The organism is Sulfuricella sp. (genome assembly GCF_035531155.1).
Taxonomy (GTDB): Bacteria; Pseudomonadota; Gammaproteobacteria; order Burkholderiales; family Sulfuricellaceae; genus Sulfuricella.
In genome coordinates this window covers 1-20771 of sequence record NZ_DATKTK010000058.1, presented here as the reverse complement: position 1 = coordinate 20771, position 20771 = coordinate 1, and the positions used below count along the sequence as shown (strand labels likewise).

At 61.4% G+C, this 20771-nt stretch carries 22 protein-coding genes; 14 read left to right on the top strand and 8 right to left on the bottom strand.

Features of this window, described 5'->3' with window-relative positions:
* Positions 1-64: 64 nt before the first annotated feature.
* Positions 65-1387, top strand: a complete 1323-nt coding sequence (hslU, locus tag VMV64_RS14435) for an ATP-dependent protease ATPase subunit HslU (RefSeq protein ID WP_325331561.1) — start codon at positions 65-67, stop codon at positions 1385-1387.
* Positions 1388-1415: 28 nt separating this feature from the next.
* Entirely contained in the window at positions 1416-1760 is a 345-nt protein-coding gene (locus VMV64_RS14430; RefSeq protein WP_325331560.1) for a hypothetical protein, read from the top strand.
* 19 nt (positions 1761-1779) lie between these two features.
* Here VMV64_RS14430 and VMV64_RS14425 read toward each other — a convergent pair whose 3' ends face one another.
* The gene (locus VMV64_RS14425; protein ID WP_325331558.1) at positions 1780-1926 is read right to left on the bottom strand and encodes a hypothetical protein; all 147 of its coding nucleotides are present in this window, start codon (positions 1924-1926) and stop codon (positions 1780-1782) included.
* Positions 1927-1958: 32 nt separating this feature from the next.
* Between VMV64_RS14425 and VMV64_RS14420 the strand changes: the two genes are divergently transcribed.
* Positions 1959-2735, top strand: coding sequence for a hypothetical protein (locus VMV64_RS14420; protein ID WP_325331556.1), 777 nt, complete (start codon positions 1959-1961; stop codon positions 2733-2735).
* 31 nt (positions 2736-2766) lie between these two features.
* On the opposite strand, the gene VMV64_RS14415 is transcribed toward VMV64_RS14420, so the two are convergent.
* Positions 2767-4074, bottom strand: coding sequence for a sigma-54 interaction domain-containing protein (locus VMV64_RS14415; RefSeq protein WP_325331554.1), 1308 nt, complete (start codon positions 4072-4074; stop codon positions 2767-2769).
* A gap of 183 nt (positions 4075-4257) precedes the next feature.
* Between VMV64_RS14415 and VMV64_RS14410 the strand changes: the two genes are divergently transcribed.
* From VMV64_RS14410 to VMV64_RS14385, 7 genes are read left to right on the top strand one after another with little or no spacing between them, the layout of a single operon-like run.
* Complete coding sequence (locus VMV64_RS14410; protein WP_325331552.1) at positions 4258-4692, top strand: hypothetical protein; 435 nt, start codon at positions 4258-4260, stop codon at positions 4690-4692.
* Between the two features lie 9 nt (positions 4693-4701).
* Positions 4702-5046, top strand: coding sequence for a NifB/NifX family molybdenum-iron cluster-binding protein (locus VMV64_RS14405; RefSeq protein WP_325331550.1), 345 nt, complete (start codon positions 4702-4704; stop codon positions 5044-5046).
* Between the two features lie 13 nt (positions 5047-5059).
* Positions 5060-5203, top strand: coding sequence for a DUF6858 family protein (locus VMV64_RS17450; RefSeq protein WP_414718902.1), 144 nt, complete (start codon positions 5060-5062; stop codon positions 5201-5203).
* A 34-nt stretch (positions 5204-5237) separates the two neighbouring features.
* A complete protein-coding gene (locus tag VMV64_RS14400) occupies positions 5238-5672 on the top strand; it encodes a NifB/NifX family molybdenum-iron cluster-binding protein (protein WP_325331548.1) in 435 nt (144 codons plus the stop codon).
* A 33-nt stretch (positions 5673-5705) separates the two neighbouring features.
* On the top strand, positions 5706-5903 hold the full coding sequence (locus VMV64_RS14395) for a hypothetical protein (protein WP_325331546.1): 198 nt from the start codon (positions 5706-5708) through the stop codon (positions 5901-5903).
* Positions 5903-6610, top strand: a complete 708-nt coding sequence (locus tag VMV64_RS14390) for a glutathione S-transferase family protein (RefSeq protein ID WP_325331544.1) — start codon at positions 5903-5905, stop codon at positions 6608-6610. The genes VMV64_RS14395 and VMV64_RS14390 overlap by 1 nt, the downstream gene beginning before the upstream one ends.
* Before the next feature lie 45 nt (positions 6611-6655).
* Positions 6656-7798, top strand: a complete 1143-nt coding sequence (locus VMV64_RS14385) for an NAD(P)/FAD-dependent oxidoreductase (RefSeq protein ID WP_325331543.1) — start codon at positions 6656-6658, stop codon at positions 7796-7798.
* A gap of 113 nt (positions 7799-7911) precedes the next feature.
* Here VMV64_RS14385 and VMV64_RS14380 read toward each other — a convergent pair whose 3' ends face one another.
* Together VMV64_RS14380 and VMV64_RS14375 are read right to left on the bottom strand one after the other, a co-directional pair.
* Positions 7912-9762, bottom strand: coding sequence for an ABC-F family ATP-binding cassette domain-containing protein (locus tag VMV64_RS14380; protein ID WP_325331541.1), 1851 nt, complete (start codon positions 9760-9762; stop codon positions 7912-7914).
* A gap of 54 nt (positions 9763-9816) precedes the next feature.
* Positions 9817-13860, bottom strand: coding sequence for a PAS domain S-box protein (locus VMV64_RS14375; protein ID WP_325331539.1), 4044 nt, complete (start codon positions 13858-13860; stop codon positions 9817-9819).
* Between the two features lie 170 nt (positions 13861-14030).
* On the opposite strand from VMV64_RS14375, the gene VMV64_RS14370 reads away from it, so the two are divergent.
* The 4 genes from VMV64_RS14370 to VMV64_RS14355 all read left to right on the top strand — a co-directional run bounded on the left by VMV64_RS14370 (position 14031) and on the right by VMV64_RS14355 (position 16591).
* Positions 14031-14462, top strand: a complete 432-nt coding sequence (locus tag VMV64_RS14370; protein WP_325331537.1) for an Hsp20/alpha crystallin family protein — start codon at positions 14031-14033, stop codon at positions 14460-14462.
* 93 nt (positions 14463-14555) lie between these two features.
* Positions 14556-15446 (top strand): acetylglutamate kinase, encoded by an 891-nt coding sequence (argB, locus tag VMV64_RS14365; RefSeq protein ID WP_325331535.1) that lies wholly within the window; start codon positions 14556-14558, stop codon positions 15444-15446.
* Positions 15443-16087 carry a pyrimidine 5'-nucleotidase gene (locus VMV64_RS14360; RefSeq protein WP_325331533.1) on the top strand — a complete coding sequence of 215 codons (645 nt, stop codon included), beginning with the start codon at positions 15443-15445 and terminating at the stop codon, positions 16085-16087. Before argB ends, VMV64_RS14360 begins: the two co-directional genes overlap by 4 nt.
* A 12-nt stretch (positions 16088-16099) precedes the next feature.
* On the top strand, positions 16100-16591 hold the full coding sequence (locus tag VMV64_RS14355; RefSeq protein ID WP_325331531.1) for a disulfide bond formation protein B: 492 nt from the start codon (positions 16100-16102) through the stop codon (positions 16589-16591).
* Here VMV64_RS14355 and cysG read toward each other — a convergent pair.
* The 4 genes from cysG to VMV64_RS14335 form a co-directional block, all read right to left on the bottom strand.
* A complete protein-coding gene (cysG, locus tag VMV64_RS14350) occupies positions 16588-18015 on the bottom strand; it encodes a siroheme synthase CysG (RefSeq protein WP_325331529.1) in 1428 nt (475 codons plus the stop codon). The genes VMV64_RS14355 and cysG overlap by 4 nt on opposite strands.
* Before the next feature lie 31 nt (positions 18016-18046).
* Positions 18047-18721 carry a response regulator gene (locus VMV64_RS14345; RefSeq protein WP_325331527.1) on the bottom strand — a complete coding sequence of 225 codons (675 nt, stop codon included), beginning with the start codon at positions 18719-18721 and terminating at the stop codon, positions 18047-18049.
* On the bottom strand, positions 18718-19932 hold the full coding sequence (locus tag VMV64_RS14340) for a GAF domain-containing sensor histidine kinase (RefSeq protein WP_325331525.1): 1215 nt from the start codon (positions 19930-19932) through the stop codon (positions 18718-18720). Before VMV64_RS14340 ends, VMV64_RS14345 begins: the two co-directional genes overlap by 4 nt.
* A gap of 162 nt (positions 19933-20094) precedes the next feature.
* On the bottom strand, positions 20095-20592 hold the full coding sequence (locus VMV64_RS14335) for a nitrous oxide reductase accessory protein NosL (protein WP_325331523.1): 498 nt from the start codon (positions 20590-20592) through the stop codon (positions 20095-20097).
* Positions 20593-20771 lie beyond the last annotated feature (179 nt).

Genomic DNA, 20771 nt, shown 5'->3' with positions numbered 1-20771 from the left:
ATGGGCAGTCCTCCCACGCCCATTGCTCATCACCCATTGCCCATTGCCGTGAGCGCAGCGAACCATGACCCCAATGACCCCCCAGGAAATCGTCCACGAACTGGACAAACACATCATCGGCCAGCATGCCGCCAAGCGTGCCGTCGCCATTGCCCTGCGCAACCGTTGGCGCAGGCAGCAGGTGGCCGAGCCGTTGCGCCACGAAATCACGCCGAAAAATATTCTGATGATCGGACCAACCGGCGTCGGCAAGACCGAGATCGCCCGCCGTCTGGCCAAGCTTGCCAACGCGCCCTTCATCAAGGTGGAAGCGACCAAGTTCACTGAGGTGGGCTATGTCGGTCGCGACGTCGATTCCATCATCCGCGACCTGGTGGAAATGGCCATCAAGCAGACCCGCGAGCAGGAAACCCGCAAAGTGCACCACCGCGCCGAAGATCATGCCGAGGAGCGCATCCTCGACGCGTTGCTGCCGCCGGCTCGGGAAGTCGAAGTGAATGCGGGTGAAGAAAATACCACACGGCAGAAATTCCGCAAAATGCTGCGCGAGGGCAAGCTCGAAGATAAGGAGATCGAGATCGAAGTCGCCGCCGCGCAGGCGCACATGGAAATTCTTGCCCCGCCCGGCATGGAAGAAATGACCTCGCAAATCCAGAGCATGTTCCAGAATATCGGCGGCGGTCGGCGCAAGCTGCGCAAGATGAAGGTAAACGAAGCGATGAAGCTTCTCACCGAAGAAGAGGCCATGAAGCTCATCAACGACGAGGAGCTGAAAATCCAGGCGGTGCAGAACGTCGAGCAGAACGGCATCGTCTTCCTCGATGAAATCGACAAGATCACCAGTCGCTCCGAGTCCTCCGGAGCCGACGTGTCTCGCCAGGGCGTGCAGCGCGACCTGCTGCCGCTGGTGGAAGGCACCACCGTCTCCACCAAGTACGGCATGATCAAGACCGACCACATCCTGTTCATCGCCAGCGGCGCCTTTCACCTCGCCAAGCCCTCCGACCTCATCCCCGAACTGCAAGGCCGGCTGCCCATCCGGGTCGAGCTCGATTCCCTGAGTGTGGCCGACTTCGAGCAGATCCTCACCAACACCGACGCCTGCCTCACCAAGCAGTATGAAGCGCTGCTTGGTACCGAAGCGGTGAAACTTGATTTCAAACCCGACGCTATCCGGCGGCTTGCCGAAATCGCTTTCGAGGTCAACGAAAGAACCGAGAATATCGGCGCGCGGCGGCTCTATACCGTGATGGAAAAACTGCTCGAGGAAATCTCCTTCGAGGCCGGGCGCAAGGTTGAAGAAAGCATCCTCATCGATGCCGCCTATGTCGACGGCAAACTGAAAGAGCTGGCCAAGAGCGAGGATCTGGCGCGCTACGTGCTGTAAACCATCCATTACGACCACGTAGATCGAAATGAAATTCCACGATTTGGCCATCGGCCAGCGCTTCGAACTGGACGGTGTGGTTTACGTCAAAACCAGCCCGGTGCTGGCCAGCAGGGAAGAGGGTGGGGAAAGGAAATTTCTGGCCCGCTATGTGGTGGTCCAGCCATTGGACGGCGCGGAGCGGCGCCCTGCGGACAAGGCGGGGGATTTGCTGCAGGCGGAGGCGGTGCTTGCCGCTTTCACTGCCTACCATGCACGCTGCCGGGAAGCGCTGGAGCGGCTGGAGGAGGTTCCCGCCGACCGGCTGCAAGAGATCGCCAATATCCTGGAGGGTGAGCGGCAAGGCTTTCTTGACGCGGTTCTGAAGGGGTAGTGTCAGTGCTTACCTCCATTCAGAAGACCCACTCACCCAGCCCGGCCTGGTAATCGGACAATTGATGCAGCGCCGCAACCCCGCCCCGCGCCTGGGTAGCCCGGTCTACCATCCAACCCGTCAATGGCTGCAAAATCCCGGTGCCGAGTGTTTTGTTGACAATCATTCGCAACTAAAACAGGCCGTGGGGGTGGAAAAATGAAGTTCGTTGTTTACGCATGCGGCGCAGTGATCGCCGTCGCTTTCGGTTCGATCAGCTCCGGCGCAAGTGCCGCGCCGGACGAAATCCAGGTTTACACCGAGGAGATGGACGATCCGGGCGAATTCGGGCTGGAGCTGCACGTCAACTACGCCATCAAGGGAACGAAGGCGCCGGGCTACGCAGGCGAGATGCCGTCGCAGCACATGCTGCAAATCACCCCGGAATTTTCCTACGGCGTGACCCGGACCCTGGAGGCCGGTCTTTACCTGCCGGTTGCGATCGGCCCGGATGGCAATGCCTACGGCAACGGTCTGCGTTTCCGGCTGAAATACATCGCGCCGCACGAAGAAGGCCGGTATTTCTTCTGGGGCCTCAATACAGAGGTAGGCTATTCCGCTCGGCGCGTGTCGGAAAGTGATTGGGGAATGGAGCTGCGGCCGATTGTCGGCTATCGCAGCGAGGACTGGCTGGTCAGTTTCAACCCGATCCTGAACCTGAACCTTTCCAACAACGTCAGCCGCGAGCCGCACTTCGAGCCGGCGCTGAAAGTGACGCGCAAGGCGGCCGAGGGCGTGCATGCGGGTTTAGAGTATTACGGCGAGTACGGGCCGATTCACCACACGCTGCCGCAAAATCAGCGCGCCCATTACCTCTACGGCGTGGTGGACATCGAAAAGAAAGGTTGGGACATCGATTTCGGCGTCGGGCGCGGCTTCGAAAATGCCGGCGATATCTGGGTGGCGAAGGCGATCATCGCCTTCCCGTTCAAATAAAAGTAAGCGGCGCCCTGATGGAATATCCGGGCTAGCCGAGTTTGCGGTACAGCGTGCGTTCACTCACGCCCAGGCGGCGGGCCAGTTCCCGCTTGTCTCCGCCCAACTGCCGGAGCGCCCGGCGCACATAGCGGCGCTCCGCCTCGTCCAGGGAAAGGATTTCCTGGTCGGGAAGGTTCTGGGCGGCAGGCGCCTGGCGGACGAACGCGACCGCCTCGGGCAGGTGCGCGAGGTCCAGGGTGTCTCCGTCGGAGAGCAGCAAGGCCCGCTCCAGGATATTGCGCAGTTCCCGCACGTTGCCCGGAAAGCCGTGCTGCATGAGGCGCGCCATGGCGGCTACGCTCAGGCACAGGGGGCGTTCCGGCGCCAAGCGGGCGAGCAGGGCCTCCGCCAGCAGGGGTAAATCCTCGCGCCGTTCCCGCAGGGCCGGCAGGTGGATGGGGAAGGCGGCGATACGGTAGTAGAGGTCGCGGCGGAATGTGCCTGCTTCCATCATCTCCTCCAGGTTGCGGTGGGTGGCGGCGACCAGGCGGAAGTCGGCGCGCAGGGTTTCCACCCCACCCACTCTGCGAAAAGTGCCGGATTCCAGCAGGCGCAGCAGTTTTACCTGCAAATGCAGCGGGATGTCGCCCAGCTCGTCCAGAAACAGGGTGCCGCCGCTAGCCACTTCCGCCAGGCCGGTCTTGCGCCGGGCGGCGCCGGTGAAGGCGCCTTTCTCGTAGCCGAACAGCTCCGCCTCGAACAAATTCTCGGACAGGCCGGAACAGTCCACTGGCACGAATGGCCGGTTGCGCCGAGGACTCAGGGCATGCACCGCCTGCGCGGCGAGCTCCTTGCCGGTGCCGGATTCGCCTAGGAGGAGCACCGGTGTCATGGCTGGGGCGGCGCGGTTGAGGAGGGCCAGCATTTGGAGCAGGGCGGGCGAACGCCCCACCATGCCCAAGGCTCCGGGCTGATCGCCGGTCTCGTGCAGGAAGCGCATGGTCTCCACGAAGTAAACCAGTTTTCCCCGTGCATCGTGGATGGGGATGAGTTCCACGTCCACATACTCCTGTCCGCGCGGGGTGTGGTGCAGGTGTAGCACCCGGCCGGGCTGGCGTGTTTTCATGGCGGTCTGGCGCGGACAGGATTCGCCGCACTCGTCGCAGGGCTTGTCGTAGTGGTGGGAGATCTCGTAGCAGGTGTGTCCCAGGATGGCGCGCGGATTGCCGAAGGCACGCCGGTAGGCGGCATTGGCAGAAAGGATGCGGTAATCCGGATCCACCAGGATGCGCGGTTCGGGCAGGGTTTCCAGGAAGGACTGCAGTTCGTCGGGGAAGAATGGCGGTTTGTCATTCATGACTGACATCTTTATCATTTATGACAAATTTGTCAAGATTTGAATGCGTACTCCTCTGATCTTGATGACTCGCAATGCCACTTAACTCACCGTCAATACTGGGGCTGGTAGCGTAGGCCGGCGTCTGGCACGTACATTGCTCACTGTTGTTGCAACGCCGATAGATAGCAGGAGGTAAAAATTTTGGAACACGGGCCCCGTTGGGGCAAAAAAATAGTGACTGCCCTGATCGTCGTTCTCGCGCTCGGCTCAATCTACTGGTTCGGGCTGCGCACCGACCCCAAGGTAGCGGCCCTTAACCAGGCGATTCAGGAAAAATGCAGCCCGGCCTTGCGCGACTATCCTTACCAATTTCGGGTGCTGCGACGGGAGGGTGCGGTGGCGGTGATGGCGACGCCCCGCTCACCGGCGATGCCGGTCTATCGCATGATCGGCACGATTTATCCGACGCTTGCCGGAAAATCGCCGGACAATCCGGATTTTGTCGCGGCAGAGAAGGAATTGGCGAAGATGCAGTCGGAGGCGCGGAAGATCGTGCTCCACGAGCCCGGCGTGTCCGAGGTGAAATGGGAGCTGGATAAGAATTGGCTGATCAGTCACGGGATTTCGTTGAATTGAGAGGAATACATGAAGATCGCAGTCAGCAGCCAGAACCGCAAGACCGTCACCAGACATGCCGGCAAATGCCGAAAGTTCTGGATCTACGAGGTCAAGGGGCGGCAGGTCGTGAACAAGACGCTTCTTGAGCTGCCCCTGGCACAGAGCTTTCGCGCTTGCGCCCCCGGCAGCACCCATCCCCTGGATGAGGTCAATGTGCTCATCACCGGCGGCATAGGAACTGGGTTGTACCATCGCTTCAAACAGAAGGGCGTTCTCGCCGTGCCCACCACGGAAATCGACCCCGACCGGGCGGTGACGGCTTGGCTGGAGGGCGCTCTGGAAATCATGCCGCCGCAAATCAAGTTGTTGTAAGCCCGTATTCGGAGTGCGACCGCGCTCGATCGGTGTGGCGGATCTGGCGGACAGGTTCGTGGTGAGCTTCCTGGAGGCCCCCATGAAACCCGCCAACGAGTCAATGAAGGCTTGGGTGAAAGGCCTGCGCAACAGGCTTGAGACCCATCACAGTTAGGGACCATTCCTTAACTGAAATGAAAGGAGCAATTATGAAAATCTGTTTACCCGTCGACCAGTTGAATGGTCTTGCGTCTGAAGTTTTCCCCAATTTTCGTGGCGCCCCGGCCTTGCTGGTGGTGGATACCGAGACCAGCGGATGCCAGGGGATCGACTCCACTTCCGGTGCTTGTGGCGCCATGCCGCAGCATATTGATGCCATCATCTGCGCTGGCGGTATGGGTCGTGGCATGTTCAACGGCCTGCGCCAGCGCGGCGTCAGCGTTTTCAATACCGGCGCCATTACCGTGGCGGAGGCGCTGGCCGATTTGGCTGCTGGCCGCCTGGAAGAAGTGGTCGAGGTCGCCAGCTGTGGCGATGGCAGCCATCAGGACCACGAAGGCGGGCATGCACACGGGGAATGCGGTTGTGGCAGCCACGGCGAGCATGGACATGGCGAACATGCTGGCTGCGGATGTGGACACTGAGTTATGCAAACAATACCAGAGGAAGATCATCGAATGACTTCCTATGTTTTGAATTGTCTGCGGACTGCTTTGCAGGCCCGAGGCAATCGTTTCGCCGAGTTGTTGCGCGGTGCGTCCTTGCGGATCGCTGCCGGCCCGCTGGCCATTTTCACCCTGCTGATCGCCATGCTGCTGGCGCGCACGGCGCTGGCCGTGCCACGGCGCAAAATCTGCATGGAGGAGGGCCACTGATGATAGAACTGCACCAGTTCCGGCCCTTCTGGGGGCTGCCCAATGCCAGTCCCTTCTGCATGAAGGCGGAAACTTATCTGCGCTATCGTCGGATCCCTTACAAGGTGGTGCCCAGCGGGCCGCGCAAATCGCCCACAGGCAAGATTCCCTTCATCGTGGAGGACGGTCGGGTCATTTCTGATTCCGAGGCCATCATCGCCCACTTCGAGAGCCGAAGGCAGGACCGCCTGGACGACGGCCTGAGCGCGGCCGAGCGGGCGACCGCCTTCTTCGTGCGCGAGTTGGTGGAGGACCGGCTCTATTGGCAGATCACCTACATGCGCTGGGGCGATCCGTCCGGCTGGGCGGTATTCAAGCCGGACCTGGTGAAATACCTGCCGCTGGGGATGCGCGGCCCGGTGCTGTTCCTGCTGCGCCGGATGCTGCTGCGGCAGATGCAGCAGAGGGGGCTTGCCCGGACGGACCCGCAGGGCGCCTATGCCAAGGGCAAGGCGGTGCTGGATACCTTGGCGGGCCTGCTGGGCGACCAGCCCTATTTTCTCGGCGACGTGCCCCGCAGCTTGGATATGAGCCTGTATGCCTTTCTCGCCAACATCCTGGACCAGCCCCACGGCAATCCGCTCCAGTCCCACGCCAGGACGCTCGCCAACCTGGCCGGCTACTGCGCGCGCATGAAGGCGCTGTGCTGGCATGGCTGGCCGGATTGAACGACACGCCTTACCACTGATAATCAACCCATTGTAAAAAACGCCATGACCACTTTATCCCACCGCATCGTCATCCTCGGCGCCGGCTTCGCCGCCCTCACCGCCGCGCGCGAGCTGCGGCGGCGCGCACCAAAGGCGCATATCAGCCTGGTAGCTCCGAAGGCGGAATTCGTCTATCTGCCCAGCCTGATCTGGGTGCCCACCGGGGTGAGAAAAGGCAGCGACCTGGTCCTGCCGCTCGACCGCTTCATCGCCGATCACAAGCTCGACTTTCGCGCAGCCAGTGTTACCGGCCTTAAGGACTGCGGCCGCACGGTCATCACCGATCGGGGCGAGATCACTAACGATGCGTTGCTGATCGCCACCGGCGGACGATTCCTCAAGGGGCTGCGCGGCATCGAATACGCGCTGACCCTGTGCGAGGGCGTGGCCGCGGCCGAGAAAATCGGAGAGCGGTTGCGGGAGATGGACGGCGGCCGCATCGCCTTCGGCTTTGGTGGCAATCCCAAAGAGCCGTCGGCCATGCGCGGCGGACCGATGTTCGAGCTGCTGTTCGGCGTGGATACCTGGCTGCGCCAGCAGGGCAAGCGGGAACGCTTCACCCTCACCTTCTTCAACGCCGCCGCCGAACCCGGAAAGCGTCTGGGCGACAAGGCCGTCAAGGAGCTGGTCGCCGAGATGCAGCGGCGCGGCATCCAGACCCATCTGGGTCACAAGATCGGAGGGTTTTCCGCAGAGGGGGTCAATACCGAGGGCGGCGCCGTGCCCGCCGACCTAATCCTGTTCATGCCCGGTCTCACCGGCCCGGCTTGGGTGGAAAACAGCGGCCTATCCATCTCCTCCGGCGGCTTCATCCGGGCCGACGAATTCTGCCGCGTGCCCGGCAAGGTGGGGGTGTTCGTGGCCGGCGACGCCGGCAGCTTCCCCGGTCCGGACTGGTTGCCCAAGCAGGCGCACATGGCCGACCTGCAGGCCAAAGCGGCAGCGCAGAACCTTTTGCTGGTGCTGGAGGGCAAGCCGCCCGTCGCCCGGCCCAAAGCGGAACTGATCTGCATCGTGGACAGCGTGGACGCGGGCATCCTGGTCTATCGCGATGAAAGGCGCACCTGGCTGCTGCCTTCGTCGCGCCTGTTTCACTGGGCCAAGCGGCTGTTCGAGGGCCACTATCTGCGGGTGTTCCGCAAATAAGGCGAAGGCGGGACGATGCAGCGCATCGCCGTGGAAGGCGGCTATCCCGCCGCGCCCGGCTAACCGCGGGTTCCTGCGCCAGTGGTACGGTGGCTTGCGCGCCGGCTGAAACCTTAGGTCGATTCTTCCAGCGCCATTTCCATTTCCAGCCAGCTTTCCTCCAGTTCCGCCACTTTGGCTTCCAGGCTTTCGCGCCGAGCATTCAGACTGCCGATCTCATCGCCGGCACATTCGGCATAGGTAGCCGGGTCGGCCAACTGGCGGTTGATTTCTGAAAGCTCCGCCTGGGCGGTTGCCAGCTCGGATTCGAGCTTGGCCTGTTTGGATAATAGCGCCTTCTTCTTCGGTTTGGGCGCGGCTTCCGGGCGGGATTTCTCCGGCGTTGCAACGGTCTCGCGCGGGCGGCGGGTCTCGATCCAGCTTTTGTAGTCTTCCAGATCGCCATCGAACGGTTTCGCTTCGCCGTCGGCAATCAGCCACAACTCGTCGGCCACGGCGCGGATCAGGCTGCGGTCGTGGGAGACCAGCACCACTGCGCCGGTGTATTCCTCCAGCGCCAGGGTGAGGGCATCGCGCATGTCCAGATCGAGATGGTTGGTGGGCTCGTCGAGCAGCAGCAGATGCGGTTTTTGCCAGGCCAGCAGGGCGAGCGCGAGGCGGCTTTTTTCGCCGCCGGAAAAACTTTCCACCGGGCGATCCTCGCTGTTGCCGGCCAGGCCGAAGCGGCCGAGGAAGGTGCGCAGCGCCAGCGTGGTTTCCTTGGGCGCCAGCCGTTCCAGGTGCTGTAGCGGCGTGGCCGCGCTGTCCAGATTTTCCAGCTGATGCTGGGCGAAATAGCCGATGCGGATGTCCGGGGTGATTTCCAGCTTGCCCGAGGTGGGCTTGAGTTCGCCCACCAGCAGCTTGATCAGGGTGGATTTGCCGGCGCCGTTCGGCCCCAGCAGGGCGATGCGCGCGCCGGCGCGCAGCACCAGATCGACGTTCTGGAACAGGTTCTTGTCGCCATAGGCGAAGCCCATGCTTTCGGCGCGCAGCAACAGGTCGGGGCCGCGCTCCGGCGCCTCGATTTCCAGCTCGAAATGGCCGCCGGCGACGTGGGCAGGGGCGATGCGCGTGAGCCGCTCCAGCGCCTTGACGCGGCTTTGCGCCTGCTTCGCCTTGGTTGCCTTGGCGCGGAAACGGCGGACGAAATCTTCCAGGTGGGCGATCTTTGCCTGTTGCGTCTGGAAAGCCTGGTTCTGCTGGGCGATTTTTTCGGCGCGGGCACGCTCGAAGTCGTCGTAGTCGCCGGCATAACTGTCGATGACGCAATCGTGGACGTGGGCGATGCGGTTGACGCTGGCGTTGAGGAATTCCCTATCGTGCGAGACCAGCAGAATGCTGCCGGGGTAGCGCGCCAGGTATTGTTCGAGCCAGAGAATGGCTTCGAGGTCCAGATGGTTGGTGGGCTCGTCGAGCAGCAGCAAATCGGCGCGATGCATCAGCGCGCGGGCGAGGTTGAGTCGCATGCGCCAGCCGCCGGAGAAGCTCGTAACCGGGCGTTCCAGGGTGTCGTTGGCGAATCCCAGCCCATTCAGGAGCTGGGCTGCGCGGGCCTTGGCGGCATAGCCGTCGATGGCCTCAAAGCGGTGCTGCGCATCGAACCAGGCGGCGTCATGCTGTTCCCGCGCCAGGGTTTTTTCCAGCTGGCGCAGCTGGACGTCGCCGTCGAGCACGAATTCCAGCGCGGGCTGCGTGGAGTTGGCGATTTCCTGTTCGACAAAGGCCAGCGTCTTGCCGGCTTGCAGCGAGATTTCGCCGCCGTCCGGCTTGAGTTCGCCGCGGATCAGGCGGAACAGGGTGGACTTGCCGCAGCCGTTCTTGCCCACCAAGCCGATGCGCTGGTTGGCGAAGGCCTGCAAATTCACCTGCTGGAACAGCGGTGTGCCGCCTTGAAGGTAAGTCAGATTCTGGATGTTGAGCATGGTGCAATGATATCAGAATGGGCCGGCGCGTTCCCGGAACGCACCGTTGAGCCGCTATTGGCCGGGTGCGCGGACATCCGCATAAAAACGATACTGGTTGCGTCCTCGCTGTTTGGCGGCATACATGGCGTGGTCGGCCAGTTTGAGCAGTTCTTCGTCCTCGGCCGCATCCAGGGGGCAAAGAGCGATCCCGATGCTGGTGCTGGTTTTTACTTCATGGCCGTCGAGGAGGAAGGGTTCGGCCAGGGCGGCGACGATTTTTTGCGCAACGACAGCGGCATCTTCCCGAGCGGCCAGATGGGGCAGAATGACAATGAATTCGTCGCCCGCCAGCCGCGCCACGGTGTCGGTTTCCCGCACGCAGGCGGAGATGCGTTGCGCAACGCCTTGCAGCAGCAGGTCGCCGATATGGTGGCCGAGGGAGTCGTTCACCTTCTTGAAACGATCCAGGTCGAGGAACATCAGGGCGCACAAATGCTCGTCCCGTTTCGCCAGGGCGAGTACTTGCTGCAGGCGGTCGTAGAGCAGCGACCGGTTGGGCAGGTCGGTGAGGGCGTCGTAATGGGCCATGTGTTGGATGCGGTCCTCCGCCTCTTTCTGGGCGGTAATGTCTTCGAGGATGGAAATGAAGTGGCTGATCTCCCCCTTCTCGTCGCGGATCGGTGTGACGGTCTGCTGCACGGTAAACAGCGTGCCGTTCTTGTGTCGCTCCACGGTTTCGCTGCTCCAGGTTTCGCCCTGGAGAATGGTTGTCCAGAGGGTCTGGTAATAGGCTTCGCTCTGCCTGCCCGATTTGAGGATGCCGGGCGTGAAGCCCAATGCGTCCTTAGCGGCATAGCCGGTGAGCCGGGTGAAGGCGGCATTGATCCACTGGATGCGGCCGCGCCGGTCGGTGATGAACACGCCGTTCCCTGCCGAAGCCAGGGCGGTGCCGATCAGGCGCAATTGCATCTGATCCATGGCCATTTCCAGTGCCACGCAGATACGGGTGGCAATGCCGGAAAGGCGTTGCTTCGTGGCCGGGTCGTCGAAGCTGCGCGCATGCCGGGAAAGCAGCATGAATGCGCCATAGACTTCGCCGCGGAGGACCAGTGGCAGGGCGGTGGCGGATTCCAGGCCGAAGCGCCGGGCAGCATCGTGCCAGGGATGAAAGCCGGGATCGGAGAGCTTGAACACCTGCATTTGCCCGGTGCGGATGGCCGTCCCTGCAGGGCCGTGGCCCTGGGAGGTGTCGTCCCAACGCACGCCGACCTGTTCCAGCTCGGTGCGGTAACCGGCTTCCGGCCCGGACCAGGCAGAAATGGAGACCAGGCCGCCGGCTTCCTTCCGGCCTACCCAGGCGAAACGGTAATCGAGCAGGCGCGCCGTTTCCACGCACACGAATTGCAGCAGTTCCGACAGGCTTTCGCTGCGCAGTGCATGCTGGTCGATTGCGTGGAGCAGGGTGTCGACAGCCTGCATCTGCACCCGCTCGGTGATGTCGGCGGCATAAATAGCGATCCGCTCAGCCTTGCCCTGTGCATCGAAAACCGGATACATGTTGCAGTCGAAAATCATTCCCGCGCGCTCGTCCTGCATGTGGACGGGCTGCCCGATGCGGAACGCCTCGTCGATGATGGTTTTGCGCCTTGCCGCCACGTCGGGAGGCAGCAAGTCGTAGACATTGCGGCCGACGATGTCCTCCGGCTTCATCCGGAGACGTTTTGCGCCGATTTCGTTGATCGCCAGCACGGTGCCGGCGCGGTCCTGCAACAGCGCCGTTTCCGATGTGGCGTTGAGCATGGCGCGGGCGGTTTCCTCGCTTTGCCGCAAGGCCTCCTGTGCTGCCTTGCGCTGGGTGGTGTCGCGAACCGCGCTGAGCGTCGCCGGTTTGCCGTTGAAGTCGATCAGGCGTGAGCTGACTTCGACCGGAATTTCCCTGCCATCCTTGCTGATATGGGTGGTTTCGAAAGTGATCCGGCCATCGGCCAATAGTCGTCTGCCGCGCTCGGCGCATTTTTCCGTCCCTTCCGGGCTGTTGATATCCGGTGGCGAAAGGCGCAGCAACTCTTCGCGGCTGTATCCCAGCCGCTCGCAGGCCACCTGGTTCGCCTCCAGGAAGCGGCCATCATGTAGGTCGTGGATCAGGATGGCGTCCGCCACATTGTCGAACACCATGTGGATCAGGGCTTCGGCGTGCAGGTGCGCTTCCTCGGCTTGCTTGCGTTCGGTGATGTCCTGCACCGTGCCCACAGAACGCAATGGGCGGCTTTCGGCGTCGTAGAAGGTTTCGCCCCGTTCCAGGACGAATTTGATCTGCCCGTCCGGGAATAGCAGGCGGTGCTCGGTGCTGTACGGCACACGATTCGCAACCGATTCGCTGTAGATACGATGCACCCGCTCGCGGTCTTCGGGGTGGATGGCGTTCAGGAAGGCATCGTAGGAAGCGCCGAAGACCGCCGGGTCGATTTCGAAAATACGGTAGATTTCCTCCGACCAGTCCAGGGCATTACTTGCCAGATCCAGTTCCCAGCTGCCCAGATGGGCGAGGTGCTGGGCTTCGGTCAACTGGGCCGTGTTCCTGAGCAGCCTTTCCTGAATCTGCTTGCGTTCACTGATGTCGCTGAAGGCGACCACCGCGCCTGCCATTTTTCCCTCTCGGACAATGGGGGAGACACTCACCTCCACCGGAACGTGGGTACCGTCCTTGCGCCAGAACATTTCGGTTTCGCCGCGGTAGATCCGGCCTGCGTCGAGTGCCCGAGAAATCGGACAGTTGCAGACGGGGATGGGCAAGCCGTCGGCTTCGCGGTAATGGAACTTGTTGTGGGCATGCTGGCCGATGAGCTCACCTTCCGGCCATCCCAGCAGCCGTTCCGTTTCCGGGTTGACGAAAACGATATATCCGCGGGTGTCGATGACGAAGACCGCCTCGGCCAGGGTGGCGGTGATTTCCCGCAGGCGCGCTTCGTTCTCGGCCAGGGCGCGGCGGAATTGCCGGCGGGTCGGCATGGTTACCGCCATGAAGCTGGCGAGCAGCGCCAGCAGCGCCATGCCGATCAAATAGAGGGCGAGGATGCCCGGATGCCGGGTCAGGCTGAGGGAAGGCAGCTCATTTTCGGGAACCAGGGAAACGACCTTCCAGTAATATTCCCGGGCCGACAGTTCGTGCGCGCTCGCGCCCTCGGCACTGGGCGTGCCGGTGGCGGGTCGCAGGCCAGCCAGCAAGGGGTAGACAGTGGCATGGGTCAGCAGGCCCTGCTCGGTCATGAGGCTGCCTTCGTCGGCAGCCTTGATCCGCGTCCATGCTTCGGGATATTGTTTGGCGAAGGTGGTCTCCCGTCCGAACATGAAGCCCCATTCCAGGCTCGAGTCAGGGCTGCTCAGCCAGTATCCGTCCCGGTTGAGCAGCATGGCGTGGCGCTTTTCCGCCATTGCCCACCTGAAGTCCTTGATCAATTCGCTGCCGTAGTAGTTGATCAGCCCCACGCCCATCTTCTTGCCGGCGCTGTTGAACACCGGAGTGCCGAAGCGCAGCATGGGCTTGTGGGGAATCTCGATCTGACCGTGCTCGATGTTGAGGTCCAGCGGCGAGATATAGATTTCTCCATTCTCGAGGCGCAGGGAATCGCTAAAGAAATAGCGCGCGGCCTTGTTTTGCAATTCCTTTCCGGGCACCGCTTCCGCCTTGCCATTGACCAGGTTGACCCGGATCGTTTCCATGCCGCTGTTGTCGAGATAGCGGATCTGGTCGTAATGGTGTTTTTCCTGGGACATGATCAAAAAAAGCGCGGTCAGGCGCTGCTTTTCTTCAGGGCTGCCTGTGTCGAGAAAATGCTTGAGCGCGGGTGCCTTGGACAGGAGCCGCAAGTCGGCGGCCACCACCTCGAAGTCTTGGCGCAGGATCTGGCCGGCGAGTTTCACTTCCCCCGCTTCCTGTGCCTGAAGCGCCTGCAAACCTATTTCAGCATTGATTTTCAGCGTTCCGTACACCAGCCCGGTCAGGACGAGTGCCATGGGAAGATAGAGTGCGAGAAAGAGCTTCGCAACCGCCTGCCGGGAAACGGTTTGCCCGTCCGGGAGTTGAGGAAGGCGGAGAGAATACAGGGGAAAACGCATGGATCGTGGGGAGCAGGAAATTGCGATAATTATACGATTATTTCGCTGCTTCCGGGCGAGGCTGGAGGAGCTTGAACTTCGGCGCGAAGTTCCTATAGTTAAAACAGCCGGCCTGCAAGTCGCCGCCGAACTGTCAATGCACCGAGTTTTTGCTAAAAAGGAGTATCGAGATGGCCAATATTACCCGTTACGACCCGTTTGACGTGACTTTAGATCCCTTCGATGACCTCTTCCGGGGCTTTCTCCGCCCGGTGCGATTCGAGGGCCAGACCCAGCAGATGCAGATCAAGATGGACGTGAAGGAGGACGACAAGGCCTATAATGTCCATGCCGAGATTCCCGGCGTGAAGAAGGAAGATATTCACGTCACCATCGCGGGCAACCAGGTCAGCATCAGCGCCGAGGTGAAGAAGGAAAAAGAGGAAAAGGAAGGCGAAAAAGTGCTGCGCAGTGAACGCTATTACGGCAAGGTGTACCGCAGCTTCAGCCTCGGCCAGGATGTCGACGAGGCAACGGCAACGGCCAAGTACAACGAGGGCGTGCTTAATTTGACCCTGCCGAAAAAGGCAACCTCCAGCGCGAAGAAACTGTCCATCCAGTAATTCCGCAAGCTTGTCCGAAAAGGCGGCCCTGTGCCGCCTTTTTTGTTTGAGCTAAAATAGGCCGATTATCACCCTGGGCGAAAGACTCCAACCATGCCACTGAGCGCATCCACTGCAAAAGAAAAAGCCGCGATTCTCGCCGAAGCGCTACCTTACATCCAGCGTTTTCACGGCAAGACCATTGTGATCAAGTACGGCGGCAACGCCATGACCGAAGAGTCCCTGAAACAGGGCTTTGCCAGAGATGTGGTGCTGCTCAAGCTGGTCGGCCTGAACCCGGTGATCGTCCACGGCGGCGGGCCGCAGATCAACGATCTGCTGAAGCGGGTTGGCAAGGAGGGTGTATTCGTCCAGGGCATGCGCGTCACCGACCGGGAGACCATGGATATCGTCGAGATGGTGCTGGGGGGGCTGGTCAACAAGGACATCGTCAACCTGATTAACCATCATGGGGGCCGAGCAGTTGGCCTGACCGGCAAGGACGGCGAGTTCATCCAGGCAAAAAAACTGAAGCTGAAGCACGCCGAGAAGGCAGGCGAGTACATCGATATCGGCCAGGTTGGCGAAGTGGTGAGCATAGATCCGGAACTGGTGTCGCTGCTCGACTCGCACGACTTCATTCCGGTGATCGCGCCGATCGGCGTTGGCGAGCAGGGCGAAGCCTATAACATCAACGCCGACTTGGTGGCAGGCAAGCTGGCGGAAACCCTCAAGGCCGAGAAGCTGATCCTGCTCACCAACACCATCGGCGTGCTCGACAAGGAAGGCAAACTGCTCACCGGCTTGACGGCCGCCAGGGTGGACGAGCTGATCGCCGACGGCACCATCAGCGGTGGCATGATCCCGAAAATCTCCATGGCCCTGGAAGCGGTGAAAAACGGCGTCAAGACCAGCCACATCATCGATGGCCGGGTGGAGCATGCGCTGCTGCTGGAGATTCTCACCGATGAGGGCGTAGGAACCCTGATCCGGGCGAACGATTGAAATCGTCCAGAACCTGGGTGTTCGACCTCGACAACACCCTGCATAATGCCGGCGCACACATTTTTCCGCACATGAACCGGGCTATGACGCAGTATCTGCAAAACCACCTCGACCTCGATGAAGCGGGTGCGAACGAGCTGCGTGAGCGCTATTGGCTGCGCTACGGCGCGACCCTGCAGGGTTTGATGCGGCATCATGGCACCGATCCCGATCATTTTCTCTGGCACACCCATCAGTTCCCGGCGCTGCACCAGATGGTGTTGCGCCAGCATGGGCTGAGGGCGGCGTTGCAAAGGCTGCCCGGCCGCAAGCTGGTATACTCCAATGCACCGGCCCATTACATCCACAGGGTGCTGGAACTGCTCGGTATCGCCGACCTGTTCGAAGAGGTCTTCACGATCGAGCATGCCGGGTACCGGCCGAAACCTGACTCCCATGGATTTCGGCGCTTGTTCCGTCGGATGCGACTGAACCCGGCGAATTGCATCATGGTCGAAGATACGCTGGTCAATCTCAAAACCGCAAAAAAACTCGGCATGAAGACGGTACTCGTGGGGGCGCTGCCGAAACGGCCGAGTTGTGTGGATTTGAGTGTGAAATCGGTGCTGGAACTGCCTCGGGCACAGCACCGTATCCGTTGAAAGGAGTTGCTGGTGACGATCAATAACCGTGTACTGTTTTTCGCGATCTTTCTGGTTTGCTTCGGGCTGATGGGCTTTGGCCTGGTACTGCAGCACGTCATGCACCTGGAGCCCTGCCCGCTGTGCATCCTGCAGCGCATCGCCTTCATCGTCATCGGCGCTACTGCGCTGGCGGCAGCCATTCACAATCCGAAACGCCGCGGCTGGACCGTATATGGCAGCCTGCTGGCATTATTTTCCATGCTGGGGGGCGGGGTCGCGGCCTGGCAAGTCTATTTGCAGCATCTGCCGAAGGACCAGGTGCCGGAATGCGGGCCGGGCCTGGATTACATGCTCGAGGCCATGCCGCTGACCAAAATCCTGCCGATGATTTTTAAAGGTTCGGGCGAATGCGCCGAAGTGACCTGGACCTTCCTTGACCTGTCCATCGCGCAATGGGCGCTGGGCTGGTTCGTCCTGTTCGCCCTGGCGGGGGTGGCGGTACTTTTCCGCCGTCGCCCCTAATCGCTGGTTGTTTGTACGAAGTCGGAGCCACCCTCAATCGGTTCCGGCTTGAACCAGGCGAGCTTGTCCTGCAGTTTTACCACTTCGCCGACGATGATCAGGGTCGGGGGTTTCATCTTTGCGTTGACCGCGAGTTCCGGCAGGGTTGCCAGCGTGCCGGTGACGACCTTCTGCTGATAAGTAGTGCCTTGCTGAACGATGGCGGCCGGCGTGGTGATCGGCAGGCCGTGGGCGACCAGTTCCTGGCATAGTGTCGGCAGCCCGAGCAGTCCCATGTAGATGACGATGGTCTGGTTGGTTTTGGCGATGCCGGTGAGGTCGATGTTGACGCTGCCGTCCTTCAGGTGCCCGGTGACGAACACGCAGGACTGGGCGTAGTCGCGGTGGGTCAGCGGAATGCCGGCGTAGGATGAAACGCCGGTGGCGGCGGTGATGCCGGGTACGACCTGGAATGGGATGCCATGAGCCGCCAGGGTTTCGATTTCCTCGCCGCCGCGGCCGAACACGAAGGGGTCGCCACCTTTCAGCCGCGCTACGCGCTTGCCTTCCTGGGCGAGCTTTACCAGCAATTCGTTGATGTTTTCCTGGCGCATGGTGTGCTTGGCGCGCTCCTTGCCGACATAGATGCGTTCGGCATCGCGCCGCGCCAGTTCCAGCACCGCCGGGGAAACCAGGTTGTCGTAGACCACCACGTCGGCCTGCTGCATCAGGCGCAGGGCGCGGAAAGTGAGCAGGTCGGGGTTGCCGGGGCCGCCACCGACCAGGTAGACCTCGCCGCGCGGCGGGGTGTCGTCGGAATCGGCTGCCAGCATTTTTTGCAGCGCGTCCCTCGCGGTCTGGTCTTGTCCGGAAAGCACCATCTCGGCCACCGGGCCCTGCAGGATTTTTTCCCAGAAAATGCGGCGCTTGGCAGGCAGGATGCGGTCTTTCACCTGGTCGCGGAAGCTTGCCGCAAAGTGCGCCAGCCGCCCGTAGGCCGCCGGGATGAAGGCCTCCAGCTTGGCTCGCACTACCCGTGCCAGCACCGGCGAAGTGCCGCCGCTGGAAATCGCGATGACCAGCGGCGAGCGGTCTATCACCGAGGGCATGATGAAGGAGCATAAATCAGGGTTGTCCACCACGTTGACCGGAATCCGCAGCTTTTTCGCGGCCACGGAAACCTGCTCGTTGGCAGCGCGGTCATTGGTGGCGGCGATCACCAGAACGGCTTCGCCGAGGAGTTCGGGGCGGAATTTTTCTGCGACATGGGTGATTTTTCCCGCATCTGCCAGCTCTTTCAGGGTCCGGGTCAGCTCCGGCGCGACGACGGTGATGAGGCCGCCGGACTGCATCAGCATCCCCGCCTTGCGCGTCGCTACTTCGCCGCCGCCGATGACCAGGCAGGGTTTGTTTTTGATGTCGAAAAAAATTGGGAAAAAATCCATATCGTAAAATCCGTTAGTTGAGGTAATGCGGTTAGCTGGTGAGCTGGCCGGTTTGGGTGCTGAATTTGTGCTCCACAGCGAAAACTGCCGCCTCAACGCGCGAAGTCAGGTTGAGCTTGGAAAGAATGTGGCGAACGTGCAGCTTGACGGTATCGTGGCTGATATCGAGTGCGCGGGCAATCACCTTGTTGCTTTCGCCCTGCGCCAGATGGGTGAGGATTTCGCGCTCGCGCTGGGTGAGCGAGTCGAGCATCGAAGCCGAGGAGCTGGCCGGCTGGTCGTTCTGCAGCAGCTTGACCAGCTTCATGGTCATCGCGGGGGCGACTACGGTTTCGCCGCGTGAGGCGCGCAGGATCGCATCCACCACGTCGTCCGGCTCCATGTCCTTGAGCAGATAGCCGCGGGCGCCGGCACGCAAGACATTGGAAAGATCTTCCTCGGCGTTGCTGACGGTGAGCATCAGGGTGGGGGTGGTAAAACCCTCCTGGCGCAGCTGGCGGAACAGGGTAAGGCCGTCGAGCGGCGGCATGTGCAGGTCCATCACCAGCACGTCGGGCTGCTGCTCGGTCAACAGGCGGCGCGCTTCGTCCGCATTGCCGGTGACGCCGACCACCTTGATGCTGCCGCGCTGCTCCAGCAATTCGGCCAGGCCCATGCGGAACAGGGTGTGGTCGTCGACCAGCACGACGCGAATCGGGTCGCTCATAGGCTGTCCTCCCTGCGCGCGGCGGAGACCGGGAAACTCAGGGTTACCCGGGTGCCTGCCTGCTCTCCCGGGGTGACGGTCACTTCGGCATTCAGGTGTCTGGCCCGTTCGCGCATGATGTTGAGGCCGAGGTGCATGCCGCTGTCAGTGTTAAGCTTGCCGGTGATGCCGATGCCGTTATCCTCGACGCTGATGACGTAGCGGCTTTGCCTGATTTCGATCGCCAGACTCACGTGGTTGGCGCGGGAGTGCTTGGATACGTTGTTCAACGCTTCCCGCACGATGTGGTAGACCTGGACTTCCTGGTCGGGGCTGAGGTTGATGTCGGGGGCATGATTGATGAAATCGATGGTGATGCCGGTTTTGTCGTAAAAATTGCCGACGATATCGTACAGTGCCGGTAGCAAGCCGCGCGGGTCCATCCGGTTGCGGAACTGGGTGAGCAGTTCGCGCAATTCGGTATAGGCGGAATCCAGCGCCTGACCGAGATCGTTGACGTATTTGTTGGAACGCGCCTCGTCGCGGTTCGCCACGGCGTCGCGCAACAGCGGCAGGCGCATTTTCATGTAGGCCATGGTTTGGGCGAGCGAGTCATGCAGTTCGTTGGCCAGCATCTGGCGCTCGTTGGTCAGGCTGATGCGCAGGTTTTCCCGTGTCAGCCGAGCGTTTTCCAGCGCCATGCCGAGGTGTTCGCTGATCGAGTGAAACAGCAGCGATACGTCTTCAGGTACCGGGCTGTCCGAAGCCATGAACAGGTTGTACACCCCCAGCATCTTGCCCTGATAGCGCAATGGCACTGCCACTACGCGCAGGCATTGCTTGCCGAAATAGCTGTGGGCGGTGCGCTCCTCGCAGGCTTTCAGGTTGGTGCTGTGGTGTACGGTGTGCTCGCGCGCGGCTTCGCCGCAGACGCCGCACTCGACCGGGATGTAGCGCTCCTGCTCGATCACCTCGGGGGGGAGCCCCAAGGCGCCGACCAGACGCAGATACAGGCCATCAGCGGTCAATACCCGCACTGCGCCGGCATCAGCGCCGGCGAGCTTGATCATGGTGCCGAGAAAGCGCTCCAGCAGCGAATCCAGATTATTCTCGCTGGACAGGCTGCTGGTGATTTCGGATAAAACCCGCAGCGCCGGGATCTTGTAGGTCCCGTGGGCTGAGGTTTGGATTGCACTGGAGGGGGCACTTTTAACGCCAACTTCCTGATTCATTGGGTTTCCTGAATAACGCATTGGTAGCCTTGCCGCCGGGGAATCTATTCTAGCCAGCATTTGGACAAAAACAAATGCTTGGCAATTGTAGAGAGCGCGGGCGGTTGGCGCAATGACTGCAGGTTAGAGAATGAATCCGGGAACAGGTTCCGCGTCGTTCGGTCACCGGGGAGGAGCGCGCCCGGTTTCCTTTGCTGCCTGGTCGAAGTTCAACATCCTGCCGCCCGCTGTCCGGACAAAAAACTCAGCGTCGGCCTTATTCTCGAAGGCTGGCAAGTCCGGCCCCATTGGACCCCTGGCTGCCGATCCGGAGACGTAAGAGGCTCGTCGTGCATCGATCAGGCCCCGCCTGACATGATCGGTGGCATCCATCTGCACGATGTCCGTGGCAGAGTGCTTGCCGTCGTACTTCGTCATGTTGCTGAGGAAGCGGAACATGTCCGCGGGAGAATCGAACGCGGTAACAGTCCCATCCCTGAAAGTGATCCGGGTGCGCCACTTGGGATAGTTGGCCGGAATCATGCCGCATACCGGGCAGCGCAATTCCTTGCTGGTGGCGGGCGGTTGGTCGCCGGTTGCGGCAATCGCCCCCCAGGCCGCCATGCCGGCCAAAACGAGTGCCCCGAGCCGGGCAAGTTTGCGACTGAGTGCTGTTGGCATCGGGCAGCGCTATATCTTGAACCGGCTCACCGCGGCCTGCATGGTATTCGCCAATTCTTGCAGGTTATTTGCCGCACTGGCGGTTTCGGCTGCGGCGGCACTGTTCTCTTCGGTCATTTGCGCCACTTTTTCCACCTGGCTGGCAATGTCATTGCTGGCGCTGCTCTGCTCGGTCAGGG

Bases quoted from the DNA above. Each gene is read 5' to 3' on its own strand.
- hslU (WP_325331561.1), top strand. From the start codon at position 65: ATGACCCCAATGACCCCCCAGGAAATCGTCCACGAACTGGACAAACAC.
- VMV64_RS14430 (WP_325331560.1), top strand. From the start codon at position 1,416: ATGAAATTCCACGATTTGGCCATCGGCCAGCGCTTCGAACTGGACGGT.
- VMV64_RS14425 (WP_325331558.1), bottom strand. From the start codon at position 1,926: ATGATTGTCAACAAAACACTCGGCACCGGGATTTTGCAGCCATTGACG.
- VMV64_RS14420 (WP_325331556.1), top strand. From the start codon at position 1,959: ATGAAGTTCGTTGTTTACGCATGCGGCGCAGTGATCGCCGTCGCTTTC.
- VMV64_RS14415 (WP_325331554.1), bottom strand. From the start codon at position 4,074: ATGAATGACAAACCGCCATTCTTCCCCGACGAACTGCAGTCCTTCCTG.
- VMV64_RS14405 (WP_325331550.1), top strand. From the start codon at position 4,702: ATGAAGATCGCAGTCAGCAGCCAGAACCGCAAGACCGTCACCAGACAT.
- VMV64_RS14400 (WP_325331548.1), top strand. From the start codon at position 5,238: ATGAAAATCTGTTTACCCGTCGACCAGTTGAATGGTCTTGCGTCTGAA.
- VMV64_RS14395 (WP_325331546.1), top strand. From the start codon at position 5,706: ATGACTTCCTATGTTTTGAATTGTCTGCGGACTGCTTTGCAGGCCCGA.
- VMV64_RS14390 (WP_325331544.1), top strand. From the start codon at position 5,903: ATGATAGAACTGCACCAGTTCCGGCCCTTCTGGGGGCTGCCCAATGCC.
- VMV64_RS14385 (WP_325331543.1), top strand. From the start codon at position 6,656: ATGACCACTTTATCCCACCGCATCGTCATCCTCGGCGCCGGCTTCGCC.
- VMV64_RS14380 (WP_325331541.1), bottom strand. From the start codon at position 9,762: ATGCTCAACATCCAGAATCTGACTTACCTTCAAGGCGGCACACCGCTG.
- VMV64_RS14375 (WP_325331539.1), bottom strand. From the start codon at position 13,860: ATGCGTTTTCCCCTGTATTCTCTCCGCCTTCCTCAACTCCCGGACGGG.
- VMV64_RS14370 (WP_325331537.1), top strand. From the start codon at position 14,031: ATGGCCAATATTACCCGTTACGACCCGTTTGACGTGACTTTAGATCCC.
- argB (WP_325331535.1), top strand. From the start codon at position 14,556: ATGCCACTGAGCGCATCCACTGCAAAAGAAAAAGCCGCGATTCTCGCC.
- cysG (WP_325331529.1), bottom strand. From the start codon at position 18,015: ATGGATTTTTTCCCAATTTTTTTCGACATCAAAAACAAACCCTGCCTG.
- VMV64_RS14345 (WP_325331527.1), bottom strand. From the start codon at position 18,721: ATGAGCGACCCGATTCGCGTCGTGCTGGTCGACGACCACACCCTGTTC.
- VMV64_RS14340 (WP_325331525.1), bottom strand. From the start codon at position 19,932: ATGAATCAGGAAGTTGGCGTTAAAAGTGCCCCCTCCAGTGCAATCCAA.
- VMV64_RS14335 (WP_325331523.1), bottom strand. From the start codon at position 20,592: ATGCCAACAGCACTCAGTCGCAAACTTGCCCGGCTCGGGGCACTCGTT.